Source organism: Streptomyces sp. NPDC055254 (assembly GCF_053606025.1).
This window is the reverse complement of record NZ_JBSGQV010000041.1, coordinates 1-18534: the sequence shown is the minus strand read 5'-3', so window position 1 is coordinate 18534 and position 18534 is coordinate 1. Positions and strand designations below refer to the sequence as shown.

Below are 18534 nucleotides of genomic sequence, written 5' to 3'. Positions count from 1 at the left end.
GGCCGTCCAAGACCGGTTCGGCAACCCGATCATTCCGAAACGGCATGACGCGTACGCTGGAAGGGTGAACGATCTCGGACAGGACCTGGAACTGCGGCTGGTGCGCTACTTCACCGTGGTGGCGGCGCACCAGCACTTCGGCCGGGCCGCCGCCGACTTGCACGTGGCCCAGCCGGCGCTGAGCCGCCAGATCCAACGGCTCGAGAAGTATCTCGGCGCACGACTGCTGGACCGCGTGCCCCAGGGCACCCGGCTCACTCCGGCCGGCCAGAGGTTCCTCCCCCGGGCCCAGGCCCTGCTGCGGACCGCCCGCCAGGCCGAGCTGGCCGTGCGTGAACAAGCCGAGGCCGAACGAATCGCCATCGGCTACGTCGAAGACCTGGTGATCACTGCCGCCGTACAGGAACTGCGCCGGCGTTACCCGGACGCCGAGATCGCCACCCGGTACCTGAGCTGCCGCGATGTCGGGGCGCTGTCCGACAAGCGCGTCGACGCCCTCATCGCGCGGGCCCCGCTGCCGCTCGCCGCCGACGACGTGGTCACCACCCCGCTGTACGAGGAGCCCCGGATGCTCGCGGTCCCGCGCGGCCACCCCTTGGCCGACCGCGCGTCGGTGGCCGCGGAAGAACTGGCCGGCGAGGAGGCGGCGCCGTGCGCGTTCGAGACCGCGGACTGGACTTCCTACCGGATCCTCGGGGCCGGCGTGCCGTCGATCGAGGGCTACGAGGACAAGCTCGAACTCGTCGCGAGTGGCAGGGCGATCGCCGTGCTACCGGTCGGCGATCGGCGTAGCTCGCTGCGTCCCAACCTCGTCACCGTCCCGATCGAGGGCGCTCCCCCCAGCCAGGTCGTCCTGGTCAGCCGCAAGGGCGACCCGAATCCGATGATCAGGAATCTCCGGCTGGCGGCCAAGGCCGTCCTGACCGCCCCGGCAGCCTGACCGGGACCAGCCGACCCGCTTGGCGCTGACGCACCAAGCGGGTCGGCTGGTGGGAAGCGGCGAACGGCCCTGCCCGGCAGCGTGAGCGGCTCCGCGAGGGCCGGGAGAGGGCGGAGCGCTACCGGGAGGCGCAGCGCGAGGCGGAGGAGCGCCGCAGAAACCCACCGCGCGACTCGTCGACCCGGGGGCGCGTGAGCGACTCCGGCAACCGGCACAACGGGGGCGGCTGCGGCTCCGGTTGCGGGTCGAGCTGCGGGGGCGACTGGACCTCGGCAGCCGTCAACAGGCCCCGGTCAAGATTCAGTTGTCAGCGATCAGGCGTGGACAGCGGGTTCCACACGGCCAGTGCACCCAGTCGAAGAGGCCCTATTCCAGGTCGATCTGCGCGTTGCCGCCGGACTCGGCACACGCACCATCTACGGCGCGGCCACCCTCTTGAGCACCAAGGTCGGCGGCCCGTCCGGATCGTGACGGAAGTACACCGTCTCCTGGCCCTCCGCATAGAGCTGGATCCCGGCAATTCTGCCGAGTCCACCGCCCTCGACCGACAGGTAGACGAAGTCGCTGGACCCTTCGTTGTCGAGGAACTCCCATCGGCCACGGAAGTCGGCGGGGCCGGAGAACCCGTCTGTCGACACGTCGGTGGCCGAGAACATCCCGCCGGAATCGAGCGTGATCTCGCCGCCCGTCCTGTCGTTGCGATACACACCGGGCAACTCAGCGGGGTCGACCGGCGCCGCACACCCTGAAATGAGTACCGCAGGAGCCGCCAGGGCGGCGACGAGCCACCGTCGACCCGCCCCCCTGACCACCACATCCCCACCACGCACGTTCACAGACCTCTCCCCCAAGGTTGGACATCCAGCCCCGCGGCCGCACTCCCATTTGAACATGCTCAAAAATCACGGCTTCCCTCGGGTCCCACAACCGTCCGCCTGGTCAGGCCCCGGGCCCGGTATCCCCGCCCAGCCGCTGACCTTGCCGCGCGGCGAGGAGCCTGGCGAAGGACCGGACACGTCCGGTGAGTGCATCCAGTTCGGGGCAGTGGACCAGAACGGCCTTGAGGGAGCTGTTCCGCCTCGGTGTGGGTGTCGGGGTGGCGGAGGATCCAGCCGGCGACCGTGCGAGGTGAAGACGGCGGGGCAGCGACCGGATCTGTCGAGAGACGCTTGGCGCGGACGTAGGCGCGAACTCGCTGGTAACTGCACTCGTAGCCGAGCGGCACGATCTCCTCCCATGCCTTCAAGGCGTTGGCGCAGCCGCGGTTCCAACGATCGTCCAGGTAGGGCTCGTACTCATCGAGTACGGAAGGGCGCCCCTACCATGGGCCGCAGAAGAGATCCTCGGGCGCGGTGGCGTCGGCGAGGAGCTTGACGGTGCGGCAGGTCATGCCGAGTTGGCGTTGGATCGCACGCCGGCTGTGGCTGGCGGCGCGCAGCGCGTGGACGGCCGCATGGTTGGCCCGAGTCCGGTCGGCGAACCGGTGGCCCGTGGGCCACGGTGAGCCAGAGCTGTCCGCGGGGGCATCGGGCTCCTCAACGGGCGGGGTGGCTCGGACGCCGTTCCCCGTAGGCAAGCTCGGTGATCGGCGGCACAGCGTTCAGCGGCCTCGCCGAAGTTGTGCCGAAGATGCCACCGGGGGTGGACGCCTCCCGGTCGGGCAGCAGATCCACCGGCCGTCGGGTCTCGACATCGACCAGAACCGTCCCGTAGACGCGGCCCTTGCGCATGGCGTACTCATCGACGCCGACCACCCGCAGGGTTTGCGTCTCCGGGTCAGGCAACGCGTCGAGCAACCGCAACACCGCCCTGCGGCTGACGGACACCCCGAAGACCCGTGCCATCTGGTCGCGATCCGCCGGTCCGAAGAGGCCGGCGAATCTTCCGCAACGTGTCGTCGGGACCGAATATGGGCATCGCCCCCCTCCAACGCGACCAATCACTGGCGCTTGCCTGGCGTATGCACCAGCGGTTGGCTTACAACTGCCCCTGGCCGAAGGTCCTGCCGAACCTCATGACGAGTACGACATCGTCGAGTACGGTGGCCCAGATCGATGCCGAGGTCACGGCCGAAGCGCGGCGTCTGGCGTATGACCGGCCCGGGCGCATCCGACTTCCTAGCGGTCGAGCCCTGCACAAGTGGCCAGCAGCAGAAGCAGGGGACTGAACCGTCCGATGCATACGCGCTGCGGCTCGGTGCCCTCTACGAAACGATGCATGCTGATTCCCGAGCTGCTGTAACGGATCACCGCGCGGCGCGCGGAACTGGATGAACTCGAAGAACTGCTGGCCAAGCAGCTGGCAAAGGTGCGGCCGAGTGGGACGAACTCGCCGTCGCCGAGAGGGTCCGTGAGCGAGTGAGCGAGCAACTCGCCGACGAACGCGCCTCGGCCGCGCCGCCGCACGGGCAGGTGGGCGGACAAGCGGTGATGCTGACCCCGCACCGCGAGCCGGGCCTGGAGGAGATCATGCTCCTGCGGGAACCAATGGATCCTTACTGGCGTGCGGCAGACCGCCGGACCGGTCAAGGACCGGCAGGTCGGCAACGGGCTGGGCATCGACGTCAGCGTGCAGGCCACGCTGGAACCGCTGCGCGGGAGGCTGGTCCAGCTCGTCGATCGCGGCTGGCTGCGGAAACCGCCTGACGGCCGGTTCGCTACCCGCCTGTGACCAGGAACGTCGATGCGCCAGGCCCAGCTCGTGCGCGCCCTGCTCGTCCTGACAAACCTCGGAGTCCGCTGACAGACGATCTTCTCCGCAGACTCCCGCCCACGATCAGCACGAGTACTCCGAGCATCCGCTAACCAGCCCTTTGACCAGCGGCTTCAGGTTGGTGGAGGCTCAGTGCACCGCTTCGCCGGTGCGCACGACGCATGCAACGATGGCGCGCGGCGCGGTCCCGTGGCCGGCACCGGGGTGCTGGTGGCTCATCCTTAAACCTGGAAGGTCGCGCCGGTCGAGTATTCGCAGCCGCGTCAGGACCTCGACTGCCGGCGCTTCAATTGACCCACTCTGCTCTCGTTTCCCGCTCCGAAAGGTCGGCAGCCGTGCGCCTCAGCTCAGCTCGCGGCCCCACACCGACGCTTGCGACATCCGCGCCCCAGCAACGGGAAGGGCGTGCGGCCCCGAAAGCAGGTTCCGGGGCCGCACGCCCATGAATAGCCTTACTCTTCACTTATCGGTCTAGAAATCATCTGGAACGGCCCACTGTCCGGATTTCTCAAAGACTTCGCATCCATCATGCTCAAATCGCACGATTCCATCAAACCGTGAGACTCCGTTTGCACAGGCGCCGTAATCGTTGCCCATCCGCCCCGCCAAAGGGATCCAGAATCGACAAGCACCGCACTGCTCAGAATACCACTCCTCCTGATAGTCCGCCTCGTTCAGGCCCCGATTTCTCCTCTGGATCCAGCGAGCATGAATTTCAGCCACGCCCCCCGGCTCCTTAATCACATGCGAACGATGCATGGCTAGTTCCCTCTCAGGATTCTCCGTGAGCCGAAGCGCGGTAGTTGTCACCAAGGCAGGCTTATTGTCACCGACCAGTGTGATGTTGGCTGACCGACATATGAATCATGTCCTGTCGCAGTGCAGCTGGCGGATTCTCACTCGGTCTCATCCGAACCGCCAGATTCTCACCGTGTCGCGGTTGGCCGCCGGTTCGTCTCGCCGAACGCCGGGCGTACCGCCCCTCCTGTCATGTGGACATGAGTTCGAGTACGGGTGCTGAGACGCGACCAGAGCTGAGTGCGGCGTTGAGCGGGGACGAGTTGTTCCGCTGGTACTGGACGCTGGCCGAGCTGACTGTGCTTGCCCGTGAGCTCGGGGTGCCGCGGGGCGGTGGGAAGGCGGCACTGACGGAGCGGCTACGAGCCGCATTGGACGGCGTCGCCCCGCCGGCCGCGCCGCCCCGAACGCGCAGCGCCAGCCGCCAGCTCGCCGCGCCGGTGTACGCGTTCACCGTGATTCCTGAGGGCCAGCGGTGCAGTCAGGTGCTGCGCGAGTACTTCCGCCGTGAGATCGGCGAGGGCTTCCACTTCGACGCCTACATGCGGACGTTCGTGGCCGAAGGTGCAGGGCGCACCCTGGCCGATGCCGTCGCCCACTGGCACGCCACGCGCCAGGCCGCTGCCCAGCTTCACGAGATCGGCTCGCAGTTCGAGCTCAACCGCTTTCTGCGTGACTGGTATGCCAAGCATCCGGCTGGCAGCCGTGCCGAAGCGCTCGCCGCCTGGCGCGCTCAGCGCGACCGGCCTCGTCGCCCGGCCGCGGGGTGACTGGTCCACAGCTATGTCTGGGCGCCGAGTGCCCGGGAATCGGATCCCCGCCGCGCGATTCCTTCCGAGAAGGCCAACTCGTCTAAGAATGACACCGGACCGCGATACCAGACCATCTGGCAGCCCTGCAGGTCAGAACCGCACCACCTGGCAACTGGAATGCGACAGGACAGATCACTTGAGGCGTCGGGTGGTGGAGCGGCCATCCCAGCGGCTGCGGCTCGTTGTGCCGTAGTCGTTCATCCAGGTGTGTGTGCGCTCCGCCACCCAGCGCTTGCCGGCCTGGACGGGCGGCGACGTCCTCGCGGCGGGGCAGCGGTCCTCCAGCGCGTGGAGCCGACCATGTACCTGTGCGCCGCTCACGTACGGGCTGTCTTTCTCACTGTTCGAGATCAGTCCTCGCCGGCCTGGCTGTCCGCAACAACTCGGCCATCGACCGGCCGGCCACCCTCAGTGGTTCCGGATCGCGGGTAGCCCGGCTGAGCATGAAAGCACCCTCCAGCATCATGACCATCGAGTACGCGAGGGACTGCGCCGTCTTCGGTTCGGCCACCCAACGGCCGAACCACCGCGTCGCCGTGCCGACCCACTCCTCGAAAACCTCCGCCGTCGCGACCCGCAACACCTCATTGCTACTCGCGACCTCCAGGGCCATTGTCCCAATCGGGCACGCGTCGGCATAGCCGGCCGTTGCAAGGTCGTCCGCGGCCGCTTCGAATGCGTGCACGAGGGATTCCTCCGGGTTCGGCACGCTGTCCAGCAGAGCCAGGACCATGCGGCCGTACTCGGTTCCAGAGGTGCGGATCATGTCCTCGGCCAGTTGCTGTTTGCCGCCGGGGAAGAAGTGGTAGATCGAGCCGAACGGTGCGTCCGCCTCTGCCGCGATCCGCTTCAGGCCGGTGGCCGAGTATCCGTGTCGGCGGAACAGCACCGTGGCGGCATCCTGGATCCTGGCTCGCGTGTCCGACTGTCCCATTGCCTTCCACCCCTTTCCCCTCCAAGATTACAGTAGAACGATCTATCAAGTGGGAGGTTGGGATGCCGAGGATCGAGTTGTCGTCCGGACCGATCGACTACCAGGACACCGGCGGTGAGGGGCCTGTGCTGGTGTTCGGCCACGGTCTACCGATGAACGAGACCCAGTGGCGCAGGGTGGTCCCGCTGCTGGACGGATACCGCTGCGTCCTGCCCACGCTGCCCCTGGGTGGTCACCGTCAGCCGATGAACCCGGATGCCGACCTGTCCCAGCGCGGTGTTGCCCGGCTCCTGGGCGAGTTCATCGAGGGGCTCGGTCTGGGCCCGGTGACCCTCGTACTCAATGACTGGGGCGGGGGCCAGTTCCTGGTGTCGGAAGGGCAGGACCAGCACGTCGCGCGCCTGGTGCTGGTGGCCTGCGAGGCCTTCGACAACTTTCCCCCAGGGCCGGCCAAGGTCATGGCGCAGGTGTGCAGGGTTCCCGGCGGCGTCTGGTTCCTGACGCGGCTCATGCGCGTTCCCGCCTTCCGTCACAGCCGGGGCGGATACGGCGGGATGAGCCTGCGTGGGGTCCCCGACGAGATCATGGACGACTGGTTCGCTCCCGCCACCCGCAGCAGGGCCATCCGCAGGGACTTCGCCAAATTCGCCACCGGGGCACCCGAACGCAAGACCCTGCTCGCCTGGAGCGAGCGACTGCGTGACTTCGACCGCCCGGTACTGGTCGTCTGGGCGACCGAGGACCGGTTGATGCCGCGTGAGCACGGCCGCCGGCTGGCCGAGCTGTACCCGCAGGGCCGGCTGATCGAGATCGCCGACTCGTCCACCCTCATCCCCGAGGACCAGCCCGAACGACTCGCCCAAGTACTCACCGACTTCCTGATCCAAACCGGAGCAGAACCGGTCCGACACGCTTCCTGAGCGCGGGGGCGGCAGGCGGATCCGACAGCCGCTACCGCCCTCCCGCCAAGGTCCAAACTGCAAGCCGGGCCGGTGCCGCTTGGCATCAGGTGAAGTGACGCAGCGGATACCCGACAGCGCCGGGTACGAGGTCCTGTACCGAGCCGGACGCCTCGTCCCCATTCAGCCCCCACCAGACCGTCCATCGCCCCAGTCGTACCGCGGCTTGCCACGCGTTCATTTCCCTGACGGAGGAGAAGGCGCGTCCAGACAGAACGCGGTCGCGGACGATCAGCATCTGCCGCGCGACCCGGCCTCTTCCCGTGGGCCGGTAGGCGGCCAGCACGTCGGGATCGAAGTCGTAATGCCCGACGAACGCGACGGCCCCGGGGTGCAGCGGGACCGCGTGGGCTAGGTTCGCCGGAGCCTGAATCGGATTCTCGCGACAAAAAACTCAGAAGCGACTTGAATGGCGGCTTGGAGCGCCGAAAACGGCACTCCGTATAGGAGGAGACCTCGGAGTGGCCGAAAGGCCGCCAGCGGGGCTCACTCAGCCTTTTGGTCTCGAGGCCGAGGCGAAAGGCTGTGTGAGCCGCCCTGAGGAGGCCGCTCGTGGCTCGGCTGTGTCGAGCGGTCCGACATCCCGCGGCCGTCGATGAAGAGGTGTCTACTTCGCAGGTCGCAGCGAGTTCGGCATGCCGATGATCCGCTCACGGCCGAGAGGCGGGTTGCCTGATCTCTGGTATGAGTAATCGGGCCGAAGCTGCCGTCGTGGCCCTGCGGGTCGAATTCCGGCGCCTGGAAGTACCAGGACCAGAACTCGAGCAGGCACTGGACCTCCGCCACGCGCGGGCCGGTCTGCCCGCGCGTGGTGTTGGTGGTCATGGTGGTGCTGTTGCCCATGTAGAGATAGCCGTTGGACACGTACTCGTTGCAGCTGTACGCGGCGGCCGGTGCGGCGTGACCGGCCGCGGCGGGCACGAGGGCGAGGCTGCCCCCGAGCACGATGCTCGCCAGGAGCAGGGTGCCCTTCCTCGCAGAGATCATGATCAGTCCTCCTGCTGAATGAACGGGGAGGCGAACGGCCTTCCCGTGCACAGAGATTGGGCGCGGCCCGGGGCGACCCGCAAGCATCCCGGAGGCAGTGGGACACAGGGATGTCGGTCACCACTCTGGCCTGGTAATTTCCGGGCCCGCTGGGACGGGAATGGGATGCCGGTCCGCCGGCGCGAGGGGGATGCCGCGATGGCGGACGACGATGCGGGGGCGGCGAGATTCGCCGCATCCCTGAGGGCGTTGAAGGCGACATCCGGTCTCAGCTACGAGGCCCTCGCCCGGCGCACAGGGATCAGCGGCTCCAGCGACGCTGGGGAAGATCAAGGAACCACCGGGCAATGTGAGACTGGAGACGATACTCGCCGAGATTGACAAGCTTGTGTCGGTCCGCGATGTGCAACCGGTCCGCCGCGTCGTACCCGGCTGCCATGGCGAGCTGGTCGATACGGGTGCCGAGCGGCTGCCCGCCATCTCCAAGCCCGCGTTCTCCATGCCCGCAGCGTAGACCGAGCTCGCCCGGCCCTGGGTGGTACTGGCTTTCCCAGGGAACGGCAGGCTCTGGTTAGCCATCCCGGCCGGGCGCAGAGTGGTCCGCATCCGCCCGCCGCACCGGCCCGGGCCGGTCCACCGGGATTGGCCCGCGCAGCAGAACCAGGAGCACCCCATGAGCTACCCCGCCCTCGTCGCCCGTACTGCCGTCGTCACTGGAGCGGCCAGCGGCATGGGCGCGGCCACCGCCCGCCTGCTCGCAGCGAGTGGCACCCGCGTCGCCCTGCTCGCCCGGCGCACCGACCGACTGGACGTGCTGGCCGCCGAGCTCAGTGCCGCCGGAGGCCAAGCCCTCGCCGTCACCGCCGACATCACCGACCAGACCTCCGTGGACGCCGCAGTCAAGGCCGTCCACGATGCCTACGGCCGGGTCGACCTGGTGGTCAACAATGCCGGCGTCATGCTGCCCAACCCTCTCGCCGAGGGCCGGCTGGACGAGTGGACCCGCATGATCGACACCAACCTCACCGGCGCCCTGCGCGTCATCCGCGCGTTCGCTCCCGACCTCACCGCGGCCGCCGCCGACGGCCGCACCGCCGACCTGGTCAACGTTTCCTCCATCGCCTCCCACGTCCCCTTCCCCAACTACGCCGTGTACGGGGCCACCAAGGCCGCCCTCACCCAGCTGTCCGCCGCACTGCGCACCGAGCTGAGCCCGCGCGACGTGCGGGTCAGCACCATCGAGCCGGGCCTGACCGACACAGAGCTCGGTGGGCACATTGACAACCCGGAACTGCGCGAGCAGCTCGGCGGGATGTTCACCGCGATCCCAGCCCTCGCCGCCGAGGACGTCGCCGACCTCATCGCGTACACCGTCAGCCGTCGCCGGCACGTCAACCTGCGCCAGTCGATCGTCCTGCCGACCCGCCAGGCCTGACACTTCCCAGACCCCCGCCGGGGCCGCCAGGGGGCAAGCCATGCGTGGCCATCGTCACCGCGCCACAGGACAGCGGCGCCGTCGACGGCGGCCTGGCGACCGGCATCCCTGCCTCCTGACCAGTGGGTGTGCTGCCTGGTACCAGCAGGGCCAGGCAGCACACCGCCGCGATCAGCCACAATCGTCGTGTGAGCACCGCAACCAGCCTGAGCGACTTCCTCCGAACCCGCCGTGCCCGCCTGCTTCCGCAGGATGTGGCCCTACCGGATTTCGGCGGCACGCGCCGGGTCGCCGGCCTGCGCCGCGAGGAGGTCGCCCAGCTCGCAGGGGTCAGCGTCGACTACTACACCCGGATGGAACAGGGCCGCGTGGCCAACCCCTCGGACACCGTGCTCGACGCCCTCGCCCGCGCACTGCGGCTGAACGACGACGAGAGCCGGCACCTGCACCAGCTGGCCCGACCGCGGCACACCGCCCGTCCGGTGCGCAGGCACCAGGTCAGCCGACAGCGCGTGCGGCCGATGCTCCAGCGGCTGCTGGACGAGCTGAAGGACGTGCCGGCAATGGTGATGGGCCGACGCCTGGACATCCTGGCCTGGAACCCGGCAGCGGTCGCCCTCTTCGGCGACTACGCCGCCGTGGATCCGGCCGAGCGCAACATCGCCCGGATCACCTTCCTCGACCCGGCGTCCCGAGAGCTGTACGCAGACTGGTCTTCCTGCGCCCGCGAGAACGTGGCCTACCTCCACCTGGAGGCTGGACGGAACCACCCCAGCGACCCGCGATTGGGACACCTGATCGGGGAGCTGTCGTTGAAGAGCGAGGACTTCCGCCGCTGGTGGGCAGAACACCCGGTCCAGGACAAGACTTCGGGCATCAAGAGGTTCCACCACCCGTTGGTCGGCGACCTGGAACTGACCTACGAGACCCTGCGCGCTGCCGACGACCCCGACCAGGCACTGATCACGTATGCAGCCGAGCCGGGCACCTCATCCCACGACGCCCTCCACATGCTGCTTGCGTGGACCGCCCCCACAGCCACCGGTGCTCATCAATCGACCGATTGATGAGCAAAATCGGTAAGTGGCTGTACGCGGCTGGATCGGCGCAGGATCATGCTCATGAAACAGTGTCAGAAAGTCGATTTGCTCAAGAACTTGAGGAGCACCGTTTTCTGTACGATCTGACGGGTGCAGCGACCCCAGGACGACGACACCGCCGATCTCTCGCCCCCGTTCCGGCTGCACGGACCGGCGACCTGGTGGGATATGCACGCGTGTCCACCAAGGGACAGTTGCTCGACCGGCAGATCCACGCACTCACGGAAGCGGGGTGCATCCGGATCTTCGCCGACAAAGAAGTCCGGCAAGAACGCCGAACGCGAGGAACTGTGGGCGGCCTTTGACTTCCTGCGCGAGGGCGACACGCTCGTCGTTCCGTCGCTGGACCGGCTCGGCCGCTCCCTCCAGGACCTCATCGCGATCGTGGCCGGCCTGCGTAAGCGTGGCGTCGGCTTCACCTCGCTGCACGAGGCGCTCGACACGACCACACCCGGCGGGCGCCCTGGTCTCCACGTGTTCGCGGCCCTCGCCGAGTTCATCCGCGAACTCATCGTGCAGGGCACCAACGAGGGCTTGGACGCCGCCCGCGCCCGCGGCGCCCGGCTCGGCTGCCCGCCGGTGATGACCGAAGAACAGGTACGTCACGCCCGCGATCTGCTGGCCCGTCCGCGGGGCTCCACCAGGTGCTGGTGTCCCCGCGTGGGCAGGTGGCCTGCCGCTTGTCCCAGTCGATGGTGAACGCGGTGCGGTCGAACCCGGCGCCGGCACGTGCCTGAGTGAGCTGTTCAGCAGGACCGGGGTGACCAGGGTGACCCCGAAGTTCTTCTTCATGCCCACGATCAACTCGGCGGACGCGTATCCGGAGTCGAGGAAGTGCTCGGCGGGCAGGAGGTCGCGGGCTGCGAGCATGTGATGGACCGGTTCGGTCATTTCTGCATCGGTCACCGTGGCATCGGTGGTCGCGATGCCCGTGATCAAGCGCGGCGGCGGTCGATCGGCTCCGGGGATCACCGCCTGTCCGGTGGCCGTGTCCTGCACGTCGATTTCATCGCAGGACTCACTGATGTGGATCTTGTATCCGGTCCACCAGGAGCCCTGTTTGAGGCCGTAGCGCGCGCCAGTGTCGTACGGAGAAGCCAGCCGCAGCCTGCCGGGCGGGAGGTCTTCGCTCTCCCACCGCTTCACCTCCGGCCCGACCTCGCTCACAGTGCGGTGGGAGTTCTGCACCCACATCGTGCGCGGGACCTGTACCGCCGGGAGTTCGCGCAGCCAGGACGGGGCGTCGGGGGAATGCACCGCCTCCAGCAGCGTCGGCAACCCCAGCTGACGGGCCACCCGCCCCACAGCCGCCAACGGGGCCGCAGGCACCTCGTCCGGCACAAACCCCAGCCACGGCAGCGTGCACAACTGCACCGCAGAGCCCAGAACCGTCTGCGGACGCAGGAACTTCCGTAAGAACGCCACATCGGCCGGGGCCAGAGTGAAGTAGCGGATCAGCTCGTCCTTGCAGATCGCCGGGAACGACCGCAAGCCCTCCAACTCCTCGTCGGAGAACACCCGCGTTGCCATCCGCCCCTCCCATCGCCGGACTCACTCGTTCAGCCCAACGAGCCGACGTCTCAACGGCAACGATCCAGGTCAGGGGCTACTCCGTTGTTTTCTCGGCGAGTACTACTGGGACCCCAAAGAGGTGCCCAACCGAAAGGGAGTCCGGTCCCTCCAGACCCGTCGCTTGAGGCGGACCGGACTATGTTCCGCTGCCGTCATCGTCGTGCGGGGTGGAAGGCCGAAACCTGGGCAGGCGCCGACCGGGCGGGGAAAACTCGATCCTTCGATTGACCAGGAGGAGCCTTGAGTGACTTCCAGGAATCGAGCCGCCGGCAAGAAGGCAGCACGGCGGCGGTAGCGCACACGGCTCAGGACAAGGCGGGCGAGGGTGCCGCACTGGTCGGCGGCAGGGCTGCCGAGGTGGGCGGGACTGTGAAGGAGCAGGCGGCCAACGTCGTCGGCGAGGCCACCGCCCATGCCCGCAGTCTCGTCGGCGAGCTGCGGGGACAGCTCCAGGGGCAGGCGCAGACCCAGACTGAGCATCTGGCGCAGAACGTGCGTCGGATCGCACAGGAGCTGCGGGAGATGAGCGAGAGCGGCAAGCCCGACTCCACCATGGCGGGCGTGGCCCGTCAGCTGGCCGACCGCGGCAACCAGGTCGCCGCAAGCATGGAGCAGCGCGGGCCCGACGGGTTGGTCAGCGACCTGCAGAACTTCGCCCGCCGCCGCCCGGGCGCCTTCCTGGCAGGCGCGGCCGTGGCCGGCTTCCTGGTGGGCCGGGCCGGCAAGGGCGTGACCGCGGCCGCCTCCACCGCCAGCGGTACGGGCGAGGGCAGCAACGGTTCCACTGCCGGGGACCGGACTGCTGGAGGCGTTGCTCCTGTGGGACGCTCCGATGTTCCTGCCGGTGATGAGGACCTGACCGGCACCTACGGCCAGTCACAGCCCCCGCCGGTGGGGCCGACACCGCCGTCCTCCTCGCCGCCGGGCGCGGTGCCGCCGTACGGCACCTCCCCGCGGCCTGTGGAAGGGATGTGACCCGTGTCCACCGAATACCGGGAACGGCCTGTCCGCCACGTCCCGCCCCATCCGGATGGCGCCGAGCCGTCGATCGGTGATCTGGTCGACGCGATCGGACAGGACTTGTCCGGGCTGGTCCGCACCGAGATCGAACTGGCGAAGTCCGAGCTGAAACAGGAGTCGGCGAAAGCCGGCAAGGCGGCCGGGATGCTGGGCGGCGCGGGCTACGCCGGTCACATGGTGCTGCTGTTCGCCAGCCTCACCGTCGTATTCGCCATGGCCAACGTGATCGACATCGCCTGGGCGGCGCTGATCGTCACCGCCTTGTGGGCCGCCGTCGGCGCGGCGCTTTTCGTCAGCGGACGGGCAGGCTGGCGCAATGTCCATCTCAAGCCCGAACAGGCTGTGGAGTCGCTGAAGGAGGATGCGCGATGGGCCCGATACCCGACGAGCTGAGGACCGACGCGGAGCACCGGCGCGCGCACCTGGCGCGCAACGTCGACGCTCTGACGGACAGGATGACCCCCCGCAGGGTGGTACAGCGCAAGGCCGCTTCGGTGCGCCACCGCGCCGGCGGAGTGAAGGAGCGCGTGATGGGCACGGCACAGGGCACGGCGCACGGCGCGTCCGAGAGTCTGAGCCAGGCCACGGAGAGCATCGCGGGAACCGCCAAAGAGGTCGGCGCAACCGTGAGCGAGACCGTCCAGCAGGCGCCCTCGCAGGTGAAGCGGCAAACGCAGGGCAGCCCGCTGGCCGCGGGACTGATCGCGTTCGGCGCGGGCATGCTCGCTGCCGCTCTCCTGCCGACCACCGAGGCCGAGGAACGCGCGGGACACAAGCTTCGGGAGCACTCCGAAGAGCTGCTGGAACCCGTCAAGCAGACGGCCGTCGAAGCGGTCCAGGAGGTCCGCGAGGAGATGCAGGAGCCCGCGGCCCAGGCCGTGGAAGCGGTGAAGAGCACCGCCCAGGAAGCCGCGCAGACGACCAAGGACCAGGCTCAAAGCGCCGGTCAGGAGACAGCGGAGGGACTGCGCCAGGTGGGCCAGGACGCCGCCGAGGAAGTGCGCCGCACCCCCGGCGCCGCCGGGCCGGCTGCTCAGTGACAAGAAACGTCGGAATCGCATGGGCGGGCCCGCGGCGGGCCCGCCCGGCCCACGTCTGCGGCGCCGTCGTGGGTTGCAGTCGGGTATCTGGGCGCGGCAGCGCCCGCTCGGCCGGGGCGAGGAGTCTTGCGGCCAAGCGGGCGCACAGAATCGAGGGCCGGCGTCAGCGCTCACGCTTGTCGTCGTCCGGTGTGTCGGCTTCGATCTTCTCCTTGCGGATGTGCTGGGTAGAGCGGTTCCCGCATAGCCTGCCTGGCTGTGGATATGGGACGTGCGGATCAACAGCTCCGCCTGATCGCTGAGGCTGTGCAGGTTGCCGGAGCTCTTGGGGTCTCGTTGTGGCTTCGGGGTGGATGGGCCATGGACTTCTTCCTCGGCGAGATCACGCGAGACCATGAGGACGTCGACTGGTTCGCCTGGACAGACGATGCCGGGGCCCTGGCGGAAGGCTTGCTGCTGCACGGCTATAAACCGGTCCCAGGACCGCCACCTGAGCTGCAGCTCGATTTCTCCAAGGACGGGCTGGACAACAGCTTTACGCTCCTGGACCGGGATACGGCCGGCCGTGTGGTGGTCGCCGGGGGCCCCTGGGTCGGTGCGCCCTGGCCCGGGGGAATGCTCGATGCTGGGCCGGGCCGTATCGGCGCTCTGGAATGTGCGATCGTCAGTCCACAGGCTCAGATCGAGATCAAGCGGATGATGCCCACCTGGGATCCCTCCCGGCCTCGACGGACCAAGGACGCCGAGGACATCGCCCGACTGGAGGCAGCCCTCAGAGCACGGGGCAAGCGGTCTGAGTGAGGTTCTTGGGCGTCGGTCGTCCCCTACCGTCGGTCAGTGGCAGAACGAGTACGCGTCCGTGAGATCGATGACGACGAGGGCCGGCGACTGCTTCGGATCATCCGCAGGGGCACCGGATCGGTGGTGACCTGGCGGCGAGCCAGATGGTGCTGCTGTCCGCGCAGGGCATGTCGGTGGCGAAGATCGCCGAGGTGTCCTTCACGAGCGATGACCGGGTCCGCGATGTGATCCACAACTTCAACACCGACGGCTTCGACTCGCTGTATCCAAAGTACAAGGACCTGTAGTCCCAGCTCGGACACCAGGGAGCAAGTAACCCACCGGTAGCTTTCAAGACTGTGCCGCGACGGTCCTCTTCGGCTGGCGGGGGACCGTCTTGGTCTTGTCGAGGTGTCCGTACACCGTGGAACGGGGCACGTTGAACATGTCGGCAATCTGCTGGACAGTCTTCTCCCGGGCGTCGTAGAGCCGCTGGGCGAGCTCAGCCTGGTCGGCTGTGAGCTTCGGCCGGCGCCCGCCGACCCGGCCGCGGGGCCCGCGCGGAGGCGCGCCCATCGTTCGTGTTCGCCACGATCAGCTCTCTCTGGAGCTCCGCAAGCACGCTGAGCATCTCGAACATGGCCCGGCCCTCCATGGTGGCGGTGTCGATGCCCTGCTCGATGACGTGCAGCCCGATCCCGCGCTTGCGCAGCTCGGCGCCGAGGGTCACCAGGCGCAGGACGGAACGGGAGAGCCGGTCAAGCCGGGTCACCTTCAACGTGTCGCCCTCGCGCATGAGCTGCATGACGAGATCGATGTCAGGTTCCGAAGCCGACTGCACGGATGCCCGAAGCCCTCTGCACTCCGGCGTGAGTGATCCTGTCGCTCCAGTCGGCGCGAGTTGATGTGGCGTCGTAGGCTCCGCTGGCCAGGACCGTAGTAAGCCCCGGCCAGCTTCGCCTGATCCTTGGCCCCCGGGCTCCTGGCTGGTGGTACCAGCGGTGAGCCACAAGCCTGTCGTCGACGAGCGGGAGACCCTGGTAGATCCCTAGCGTGGCCGTTGACGTCGCACGGCCAGGGTGGCGGAGAGCGCCGCTGTGACGGCGGCCAAGGGTAGGGCGCCCCGCAGGTAGTAGCCGATCCCGTCGGAGAAGCGAATGGCTTCCGCAGCTTGCAGAGCCAAGCCGATGCCGCCTGCCGCGATCAACCAACGTCCCGCTGTGTTCCGCGCGAACAGCAGCAGCACGCCGATGGCGAGCATGGCTGTCTCGACGCCGAACAACGTCATCCGCACCATCCGTCCGTCGCTCGACATCGCACCGATGTCGACGGCCTGGGCGGTCGCGAAGGGGATGACCTGAACCGTGAGAAGGCATACCAACGCCGTCACAGCAGTCGCGGTTCTGGCGGGGGGCTTCTGGGTATTGGTCGGTGCCGTATCGAGTTGAGGGAGGCCCTGACCCGCCACGGGTGTGTACCCCGCGATGGTTCTCCGCGCACGCGTCTGAACAGATCGGGCACCCTGCGGCGGGGATTTCTCGGCATCGACCGCCAGGGGCGGTGACGTTGGCGAAGCGACCTTGGGGAGATGATTCAGCAGCGTCGCCTGGTGGGTGACGGTTTCCGCGGTGCGTTTGGCGAGCAGAGCGCGCATTGCGAGCGCGATGCGTCTCGGGGCGTTGCCGTAGACATCCCGGAGCGGAGTCGTGGCTGGCATGGTGGGGGATGGGGTGGGCTCGCCTGTTGATGGCGTGGCCTGGGGTGCGTGGTCGAGTTGTCGCAGGGCCTGGGCGGCGTCGACAGCGTTCGGGTACCGCTGGTCGGGGTCCTTGTGCAGCAGGCTGAGCACGAGGTCATCCCAGGTAGATGGGATGCCCGCGGACACGGAGCTGGGGGCGGGCGGTTCCTGGGTGAGGTGGGCCGTGAGGTAGCCCAGGGTGTCGAGGGCCTGGAACGGCAGCTGGCCCGTGACCAGTTCGAAGAGAAGGCAGCCGAGCGCGTGCAGGTCGCTGCGCGGTTCCGGGAAACCGCGTGCTTGTTCGGGCGCCATGTACGGGGGTGTGCCCACGATGAAGCCGGTCTGGGTGAGGCGGTCCGAGGTCAAGTAGGGGTCGGCCGCCCGCGCGATGCCGAAGTCGAGGACCTTCACTGTGCCGGAAGGCGTGATGAGGATGTTGGACGGCTTGATGTCCCGGTGCATGATTCCGGCGCTGTGCGCGTCGGCAAGCGCGTCGCATATCTGCGCGCCCCATCGGGCAGCGTCCGGCAAGGTGACGACGTCCCGGCGTAGCTTCGCGTCCAGACCCTCGCCTCGCACTCGCTCCATCACCAGGAACGGGGCCTTGGCGCCCCCTGTGTCGGTCTCGCCGAGGTCGTGGACGGTCACGATGTTGGGGTGCTGCAGCTGGGCGGTGATCTGTGCCTCGCGCAGGAACCTGGCGCGTGCCTCGTCACCGCGGCTTCCGCCACCGGAGAGCAGGGAGATCACCTTGACTGCGACGGGCCGCCCCAGCGTCTCGTCCTGCGCCTCCCATACTTGCCATTCCGCCCTCGCCGAGCTGTTTTACCAACCGGTAACGGCCCCCAAGGAGCTGGTCTCGCACTGCTACGCCTCCCCCGTTTCGAACATTCCTGTCCCTCCCGTCGGCGAACCGGCGCGATGGGGATCATGACGTGACCGCGAAGGCGACACGCCCGATACCCAGAAACCCGCCAAATGCCAGGGATTTCGCCAAGACGACCACCCTGATCCGGATCAGCTTTCCATCCCAGACGCGTCCCCGGCTGCGGAGTGGCGCTGTCGACTGCCGCTCGCGCAGGGCTTCCGCTCCGTCCGATGACCTCGACTTGCTGCGAGTCAGGAGCCAGGGTCTCCGGACGGCGCGATGGCAGAGACTGCGTCCGCGAGGTAGCGGTGAAGCGAGGTCTTGGGGATTCCGGTCTTCGCCGCGATTTGCCCGAGGCTGGTGCCTTGCTGCTTGAGGAGTCTGGCGTACTCGATCTTGTCGGCGGGGTGGCGACGGGGCGGCCGATGCGTCGGCCGGCGGCTTCGGCGACGGCGCGGGCGTGGGCGGCGCGTTCGGCGGTGAAGGTGCGTTCCATCTCGGCGAAGAGGGCCAGCAGCAGGAAGGCGATGCGGCCCATGCCCTCGTCGGCGGTGTTGATCGGCAGGGGGTCGGCCAGTGAACGGACCCCGATCTGCTTGTCGCTGAGGTCGTGGACGAGGTTGAGGACTTCGCGCAGGTTCCTTCCGAGTCTGTCGATGGTGTAGACCACGATCGTGTCGCCGGGCCGGGCGTAGGCGAGTAGATCGGTCAGGCCGGGCCGCGGGTGTGAGTGTCGGCAAACGGTGGCGAGCTCAAGGGATCAACGCACCACCCCACGGATGATCATGTGGTTGTGGAGGTCCAGGTGCGTGATTACGGGTTTTCGGTGGCTCAGCAGG

The 18534-nt window shown here is 68.2% G+C and carries 20 protein-coding genes and 5 pseudogenes; 13 read left to right on the top strand and 12 right to left on the bottom strand.

The window, feature by feature from the left end; all coding sequences use genetic code 11:
• Nucleotides 1-64 precede the first annotated feature (64 nt).
• The gene (locus ACWFQ8_RS28080) at nt 65-940 is read left to right on the top strand and encodes a LysR family transcriptional regulator (RefSeq protein ID WP_453789070.1); all 876 of its coding nucleotides are present in this window, start codon (nt 65-67) and stop codon (nt 938-940) included.
• A 416-nt stretch (nt 941-1356) separates the two neighbouring features.
• On the opposite strand, the gene ACWFQ8_RS28075 is transcribed toward ACWFQ8_RS28080, so the two are convergent.
• Both ACWFQ8_RS28075 and ACWFQ8_RS28070 read right to left on the bottom strand, forming a co-directional pair.
• Nucleotides 1357-1776 carry a hypothetical protein gene (locus ACWFQ8_RS28075; protein ID WP_453789069.1) on the bottom strand — a complete coding sequence of 140 codons (420 nt, stop codon included), beginning with the start codon at nt 1774-1776 and terminating at the stop codon, nt 1357-1359.
• A 699-nt stretch (nt 1777-2475) separates the two neighbouring features.
• Entirely contained in the window at nt 2476-2784 is a 309-nt protein-coding gene (locus tag ACWFQ8_RS28070) for a hypothetical protein (RefSeq protein ID WP_453789068.1), read from the bottom strand.
• 658 nt (nt 2785-3442) lie between these two features.
• Here ACWFQ8_RS28070 and ACWFQ8_RS28065 point away from each other — a divergent pair.
• Nucleotides 3443-3610 carry a hypothetical protein gene (locus ACWFQ8_RS28065; RefSeq protein WP_453789067.1) on the top strand — a complete coding sequence of 56 codons (168 nt, stop codon included), beginning with the start codon at nt 3443-3445 and terminating at the stop codon, nt 3608-3610.
• A gap of 513 nt (nt 3611-4123) precedes the next feature.
• On the opposite strand, the gene ACWFQ8_RS28060 is transcribed toward ACWFQ8_RS28065, so the two are convergent.
• On the bottom strand, nt 4124-4462 hold the full coding sequence (locus tag ACWFQ8_RS28060) for a DUF3027 domain-containing protein (RefSeq protein ID WP_453789066.1): 339 nt from the start codon (nt 4460-4462) through the stop codon (nt 4124-4126).
• A gap of 236 nt (nt 4463-4698) precedes the next feature.
• Here ACWFQ8_RS28060 and ACWFQ8_RS28055 point away from each other — a divergent pair, with 236 nt between their 5' ends.
• The gene (locus tag ACWFQ8_RS28055) at nt 4699-5220 is read left to right on the top strand and encodes a DUF6434 domain-containing protein (protein ID WP_453789065.1); all 522 of its coding nucleotides are present in this window, start codon (nt 4699-4701) and stop codon (nt 5218-5220) included.
• Nucleotides 5221-5394: 174 nt separating this feature from the next.
• On the opposite strand, the pseudogene ACWFQ8_RS28050 reads toward ACWFQ8_RS28055, so the two are convergent.
• Together ACWFQ8_RS28050 and ACWFQ8_RS28045 are read right to left on the bottom strand one after the other, a co-directional pair.
• Nucleotides 5395-5511, bottom strand: a pseudogene (locus ACWFQ8_RS28050) (IS5/IS1182 family transposase); the annotation flags it as partial.
• Between the two features lie 88 nt (nt 5512-5599).
• On the bottom strand, nt 5600-6196 hold the full coding sequence (locus ACWFQ8_RS28045) for a TetR/AcrR family transcriptional regulator (protein ID WP_453789064.1): 597 nt from the start codon (nt 6194-6196) through the stop codon (nt 5600-5602).
• 62 nt (nt 6197-6258) lie between these two features.
• Between ACWFQ8_RS28045 and ACWFQ8_RS28040 the strand changes: the two genes are divergently transcribed.
• Nucleotides 6259-7116, top strand: a complete 858-nt coding sequence (locus tag ACWFQ8_RS28040; RefSeq protein ID WP_453789063.1) for an alpha/beta fold hydrolase — start codon at nt 6259-6261, stop codon at nt 7114-7116.
• A gap of 525 nt (nt 7117-7641) precedes the next feature.
• On the opposite strand, the gene ACWFQ8_RS28035 is transcribed toward ACWFQ8_RS28040, so the two are convergent.
• Complete coding sequence (locus ACWFQ8_RS28035; RefSeq protein WP_453789062.1) at nt 7642-8142, bottom strand: hypothetical protein; 501 nt, start codon at nt 8140-8142, stop codon at nt 7642-7644.
• Between the two features lie 349 nt (nt 8143-8491).
• On the opposite strand from ACWFQ8_RS28035, the gene ACWFQ8_RS28030 reads away from it, so the two are divergent.
• The 4 genes from ACWFQ8_RS28030 to ACWFQ8_RS28015 all read left to right on the top strand — a co-directional run bounded on the left by ACWFQ8_RS28030 (nt 8492) and on the right by ACWFQ8_RS28015 (nt 11376).
• A complete protein-coding gene (locus tag ACWFQ8_RS28030; RefSeq protein WP_453789061.1) occupies nt 8492-8656 on the top strand; it encodes a hypothetical protein in 165 nt (54 codons plus the stop codon).
• A 159-nt stretch (nt 8657-8815) separates the two neighbouring features.
• Nucleotides 8816-9577: an SDR family oxidoreductase gene (locus ACWFQ8_RS28025; protein ID WP_453789060.1), complete on the top strand. Its 762-nt coding sequence runs from the start codon at nt 8816-8818 to the stop codon at nt 9575-9577.
• Between the two features lie 188 nt (nt 9578-9765).
• The gene (locus ACWFQ8_RS28020) at nt 9766-10644 is read left to right on the top strand and encodes a helix-turn-helix transcriptional regulator (RefSeq protein WP_453789059.1); all 879 of its coding nucleotides are present in this window, start codon (nt 9766-9768) and stop codon (nt 10642-10644) included.
• A 201-nt stretch (nt 10645-10845) separates the two neighbouring features.
• Nucleotides 10846-11376: a recombinase family protein gene (locus ACWFQ8_RS28015; RefSeq protein WP_453789109.1), complete on the top strand. Its 531-nt coding sequence runs from the start codon at nt 10846-10848 to the stop codon at nt 11374-11376.
• A 585-nt stretch (nt 11377-11961) separates the two neighbouring features.
• Here ACWFQ8_RS28015 and ACWFQ8_RS28010 read toward each other — a convergent pair.
• Nucleotides 11962-12207: pseudogene (locus tag ACWFQ8_RS28010) on the bottom strand (DUF4158 domain-containing protein); the annotation flags it as partial.
• A gap of 282 nt (nt 12208-12489) precedes the next feature.
• Between ACWFQ8_RS28010 and ACWFQ8_RS28005 the strand changes: the two are divergent.
• The 5 genes and pseudogenes from ACWFQ8_RS28005 to ACWFQ8_RS27985 all read left to right on the top strand — a co-directional run.
• Nucleotides 12490-13224: a hypothetical protein gene (locus ACWFQ8_RS28005; RefSeq protein WP_453789058.1), complete on the top strand. Its 735-nt coding sequence runs from the start codon at nt 12490-12492 to the stop codon at nt 13222-13224.
• Between the two features lie 3 nt (nt 13225-13227).
• The gene (locus tag ACWFQ8_RS28000; RefSeq protein ID WP_453789057.1) at nt 13228-13662 is read left to right on the top strand and encodes a phage holin family protein; all 435 of its coding nucleotides are present in this window, start codon (nt 13228-13230) and stop codon (nt 13660-13662) included.
• Nucleotides 13638-14309 carry a DUF3618 domain-containing protein gene (locus tag ACWFQ8_RS27995; protein ID WP_453789056.1) on the top strand — a complete coding sequence of 224 codons (672 nt, stop codon included), beginning with the start codon at nt 13638-13640 and terminating at the stop codon, nt 14307-14309. The genes ACWFQ8_RS28000 and ACWFQ8_RS27995 overlap by 25 nt, the downstream gene beginning before the upstream one ends.
• Before the next feature lie 264 nt (nt 14310-14573).
• Nucleotides 14574-15110, top strand: coding sequence for a nucleotidyltransferase domain-containing protein (locus tag ACWFQ8_RS27990; RefSeq protein WP_453789108.1), 537 nt, complete (start codon nt 14574-14576; stop codon nt 15108-15110).
• Nucleotides 15111-15146: 36 nt separating this feature from the next.
• A pseudogene (locus ACWFQ8_RS27985) lies at nt 15147-15388 on the top strand (helix-turn-helix domain-containing protein); the annotation flags it as partial.
• A 52-nt stretch (nt 15389-15440) separates the two neighbouring features.
• Here the strand turns inward: ACWFQ8_RS27985 and ACWFQ8_RS27980 are convergent.
• The 5 genes and pseudogenes from ACWFQ8_RS27980 to ACWFQ8_RS27960 form a co-directional block, all read right to left on the bottom strand.
• Entirely contained in the window at nt 15441-15665 is a 225-nt protein-coding gene (locus ACWFQ8_RS27980; protein ID WP_453789055.1) for a helix-turn-helix domain-containing protein, read from the bottom strand.
• Nucleotides 15592-15894, bottom strand: a complete 303-nt coding sequence (locus tag ACWFQ8_RS27975; protein WP_453789054.1) for a recombinase family protein — start codon at nt 15892-15894, stop codon at nt 15592-15594. Before ACWFQ8_RS27975 ends, ACWFQ8_RS27980 begins: the two co-directional genes overlap by 74 nt.
• Nucleotides 15895-16137: 243 nt before the next feature.
• Nucleotides 16138-17577 (bottom strand): protein kinase domain-containing protein, encoded by a 1440-nt coding sequence (locus tag ACWFQ8_RS27970; RefSeq protein WP_453789053.1) that lies wholly within the window; start codon nt 17575-17577, stop codon nt 16138-16140.
• A gap of 369 nt (nt 17578-17946) precedes the next feature.
• Nucleotides 17947-18108 (bottom strand): annotated as a pseudogene (locus tag ACWFQ8_RS27965) (helix-turn-helix domain-containing protein); the annotation flags it as partial.
• 77 nt (nt 18109-18185) lie between these two features.
• Nucleotides 18186-18365 (bottom strand): annotated as a pseudogene (locus tag ACWFQ8_RS27960) (recombinase family protein); the annotation flags it as partial.
• Nucleotides 18366-18534 lie beyond the last annotated feature (169 nt).